Annotated in this window: 5 protein-coding genes; 2 read left to right on the top strand and 3 right to left on the bottom strand. The window is 63.9% G+C overall.

The window, feature by feature from the left end; translation table 11 throughout:
- Window positions 1-843, top strand: an 843-nt coding sequence (locus tag AC1DX0_RS32880; protein ID WP_477358539.1) for a L,D-transpeptidase, incomplete at its 5' end; no start/stop codon positions are given.
- On the opposite strand, the gene AC1DX0_RS32875 is transcribed toward AC1DX0_RS32880, so the two are convergent.
- Together AC1DX0_RS32875 and AC1DX0_RS32870 are read right to left on the bottom strand one after the other, a co-directional pair.
- Window positions 817-1140, bottom strand: a complete 324-nt coding sequence (locus AC1DX0_RS32875; RefSeq protein WP_477224553.1) for a TMEM175 family protein — start codon at window positions 1138-1140, stop codon at window positions 817-819. The genes AC1DX0_RS32880 and AC1DX0_RS32875 overlap by 27 nt on opposite strands.
- Window positions 1141-1202: 62 nt before the next feature.
- Complete coding sequence (locus tag AC1DX0_RS32870) at window positions 1203-1448, bottom strand: TMEM175 family protein (protein WP_477224552.1); 246 nt, start codon at window positions 1446-1448, stop codon at window positions 1203-1205.
- Window positions 1449-1600: 152 nt separating this feature from the next.
- Between AC1DX0_RS32870 and AC1DX0_RS32865 the strand changes: the two genes are divergently transcribed.
- Complete coding sequence (locus AC1DX0_RS32865) at window positions 1601-3160, top strand: MFS transporter (RefSeq protein ID WP_477224551.1); 1560 nt, start codon at window positions 1601-1603, stop codon at window positions 3158-3160.
- 12 nt (window positions 3161-3172) lie between these two features.
- Here the strand turns inward: AC1DX0_RS32865 and AC1DX0_RS32860 are convergent.
- The coding region (locus AC1DX0_RS32860) for a M23 family metallopeptidase (RefSeq protein ID WP_477358537.1) at window positions 3173-3588 on the bottom strand (416 nt) is incomplete at its 5' end.

The raw sequence follows: 3588 nt of genomic DNA, 5'->3' as shown, positions 1-3588 counted from the left end.
CTCCTCGACAGGGGCGGTGCTTCGCCCGGCGTCATCGACGGTCGCTTCGGTTCGAATGTCGACAAGGCGCTCGCCGCCTACAATGAGATCACCGGTAGCAATTTGAAGTCGACTGATGCGGTCGGCATCCAGGCAGCACTGGCGCAGTCCGGTGGCGACGCCTTTGCCAACTATACCATCTCGGCGGAGGATGCGGCCGGCCCCTATGTCGCCTCGATCCCGGAAGACTACAGCCAGAAGGCGCAGCTCAACTGTATGTGCTACACCTCTGTCACCGAGGCGCTGGCGGAGCGCTTCCACATGGATGAGAACTATCTGAAGTCGATCAACAAGGGCCTCGACTTCGATAGTCCCGGCACGATCATCAAGGTCGCCAATTTCGGCAAGCTGGTGTCGACGCCGGTCGCACGCATCGTCGCCGACAAGACCAAGAAAGAAGTCTACGCCTACGATGCGGGCGGCAAGCTGGTCGCAGCCTATCCCGCCACCATCGGCTCGGCCGACACGCCATCGCCCACCGGCATCCACGCCGTGTCGCGAATCGCGCTCGACCCGAACTACACCTACAACCCGAACATCAATTTCAAGCAGGGCCAGAACGACAAGATTCTGACCGTTCCGCCAGGCCCCAACGGACCTGTCGGGTCGGTCTGGATCGCCTTGGACAAGCCGACCTATGGCATCCATGGCACGCCGGAGCCRTCGAAGATCGGCAAGACCGAGAGCCATGGCTGCGTGCGCCTGACCAATTGGGACGCGCGCGAACTCGCCAAACTGGTATCGCCAGGCGTTACCGTGGAATTCGTTGGCGGCCCTTCAGCCGATGACGTTGCGCAGCAGTGAGCCGCGCAGCGCAGCGGCATAAATCAACTGCACGACCAGAATGAAGCCGACGCTGAGCAACGGGTTGATCAGGCACAGTGCGGCGCCGACCGCCCACAGGATCTGCGCCTTGACGATGCGCCGATAGACCGTGCGCTTCGTTTCAGCATCGACGTCTTCCGCGACAAAGCCGTTCTTTTCCGCATAGCGCCAGCTGGCGAACAGGGTGACGCCGAGCATCAGCAGGTTGAGCCAATAGACCAGCACCGCAGTCCTGAATTCGAGGAAGTCGGCCAGAAGGTCGGTCGAGAACGGCAACAGCGCGATGAAGGCGAGAAAGCACAGGTTCAGCGTCGCTAGCCGCCTGTCGGATTTGGCGATCAGCCATGCTGCGCCTGCTGGCCGAACCAGAAGATGGTCAGGGTCAGGAAACTCAAGGCATACGTCAGGAAACGAGGCGCGAGGGCCGCAATCGCGGCAAGCAGATCGTGTTCCGAATGGATTGCCTCATGCGCCGGCACCCTGATCTCGAGCACGATCAGCGTGAGCGCGATGGCGAAGACGCCGTCGGTGATGCCGACAATGCGGCCGCGCCCTTCCGCCGATGCTTCAAGAGGACGCTTCATTGATTTCTCCCGCTTGCCGCCTTCCGGAAAACTTAGCATGACTGCCGTCGTTTGCATCCGGGGTGGACGAATCCTGGCCAATTGGCTGGTTTCAAGGACTGCAAGGCGCTGGCCGGTTGTTGCCGGCGCGCTTGCGGTCTAAGCAGGGTGCCATGCATTCACCAAGCGAAGCCGCCGCCGTCCCGCTGACCAGCCCGGTTGCCAGCGGGACGTTCTGTCCGCAATCGCAGCGGCGATTCGTGCTGATCGCGGCGATCCTGGCCTCGGCGCTCGGCTTCATCGACGGATCGATCCTGGCCATCGCCATGCCGGCGATCCGCGTCAACCTTGGCGCCAGCCTTGCCGAGGCGCAGTGGATTTCCAATGCCTATGCGTTGACGCTGTCGGCGCTGATCCTTGCCGGCGGGGCCGCCGGCGACCGGTTCGGGCTGCGCCGCGCCTTTGTGGCCGGCATCGTGCTGTTCGTCGCCGCGTCGCTCGCCTGCGCGCTGGCGCCGAACGCTGTCGTGCTGATCGCGTTTCGTGCCCTCCAGGGCATTGGTGCCGCGATCATGGTGCCCGGCAGCCTCGCCATCATCGCCAAGGCCTACCCGAAGAAAGAACGCGGCCGCGCCATTGGCATCTGGGCCGCCGCCTCGGCGTTGACCACCGCACTTGGCCCGGTGCTCGGCGGCCTCGTGCTGTCGGCTTTCGGCGGCGGCATCTGGCGGGCGATCTTTGCCGTCAACCTGCCGCTCGGCCTGATCTCGATCTATCTCTTGCTTGCCAAGATTCCGGCCGATGCACCGACGGAAAAACGCAGCCTTGATCTTGGCGGTGGGGCGCTGGCGACACTGGCCTTCGGCGCGCTCGCCTATGGGCTGACCTCGATGAGCTCCAGCGGCGAGGGCCATATGGCAGGGCCGAGCATTGTTGCCGGCATCGTGCTGCTTGTCGTCTTCATCCTGTTCGAAAAGCGGCAACGCGAGCCGATGATCAACCTCAGCCTGTTTCGCATCGGCGCTTTCGCCGGCGCCAATCTCGCGACCTTCTTCCTCTATTTCGCGCTGTCGGCCAATCTGTTCTATCTGCCGATGCTGCTGATCGCCGGCTGGGGGCTGAGCACGGCCGAAGTCGGCTTCATCTTCCTGCCGCTGTCGGCATCGATCGCGCTTCTGTCGGGACCGGTCGGCCAATTGTCGGACCGGATCGGGCCCCGTTTCCCGATCGCCTGCGGCAGCCTGATCGTGGCCTTCGCTTTCGCCGGGCTTGCCTTGCTCACCCATGCCGGCGTCCACGATTTCTGGACGGGAACATTTCCGCTGATGGCGCTGATGGGGCTCGGCATGGCGCTGGTTGTCTCGCCACTGTCGACCGCGATCATGACGGCGGTGGAAGACAAGGACACGGGGGCAGCTTCCGGCATCAACAATGCCGTCTCGCGTATTGGCGGCCTGATCGCGGTGGCGGCGATGGGGTCACTGGCCGCCTGGGTCTACGCCAATGCATTGGACGGGAGTGCGATATCAGGCGTGCCAGGTTTCGGCGAACCCGCGCCGACCGACCTTGCGCCGGCGCTCGATGCGGCAAGGCTCGCCGCCAGCGACGCCGCCTTTTCGGTGGTCTCTTCGGTGACGGCGCTGCTTTGCCTGCTTTCCGCCGTCGTCGCGTGGACGACAATTTCCGGCTCGCCACTGCCTTGGTCGCGGCGCGCCGAATCCAGGCAGGACTGAAAAGCCGGGGGATCAGCCGTCGATCTTGGCGCTCGCGACTTTCAGCGAATTGCCGTCTTCCTGCTTCAGCAGATCGTCGATGCGCTCGCGCTCGCGCTTGAAGGCGACGAGGTCGTCGCCCTTCAGCACCTTGCCGACCGGCAGGCGGACACGCATCGGATCGACCTTGGTGCCATTGACGATCAGCTCGTAGTGAAGRTGCGGRCCRGTGGMGAGGCCGGTCTGGCCGAGAWAGCCGATGRTCTGGCCCTGGCGRACATGMACGCCCGGYTCGATGCCTTTGGCAAAGGCGCTCTGGTGATTGTASGAGGTCTCGTAGCCATTGGCRTGGCGSAKGATGATCTGCTTGYCRTAGCCGCCGGCCCAACCGACTTTTTCGATGGTGCCGTTGCCGGCGGCGATGATCGGCGTGCCGATCGGGGCCGCCC

The sequence above is a fragment of the Mesorhizobium sp. P3_A9 genome, from assembly GCF_056402975.1.
Note: the sequence above shows the minus strand (reverse complement) of the source record. Positions and strands in the feature narration are given on the sequence as shown.

Excerpts from the sequence above, each read along its gene's own strand:
- AC1DX0_RS32865 (WP_477224551.1), top strand. The coding sequence starts at position 1,601 with ATGCATTCACCAAGCGAAGCCGCCGCCGTCCCGCTGACCAGCCCGGTT.
- AC1DX0_RS32870 (WP_477224552.1), bottom strand. The coding sequence starts at position 1,448 with ATGAAGCGTCCTCTTGAAGCATCGGCGGAAGGGCGCGGCCGCATTGTC.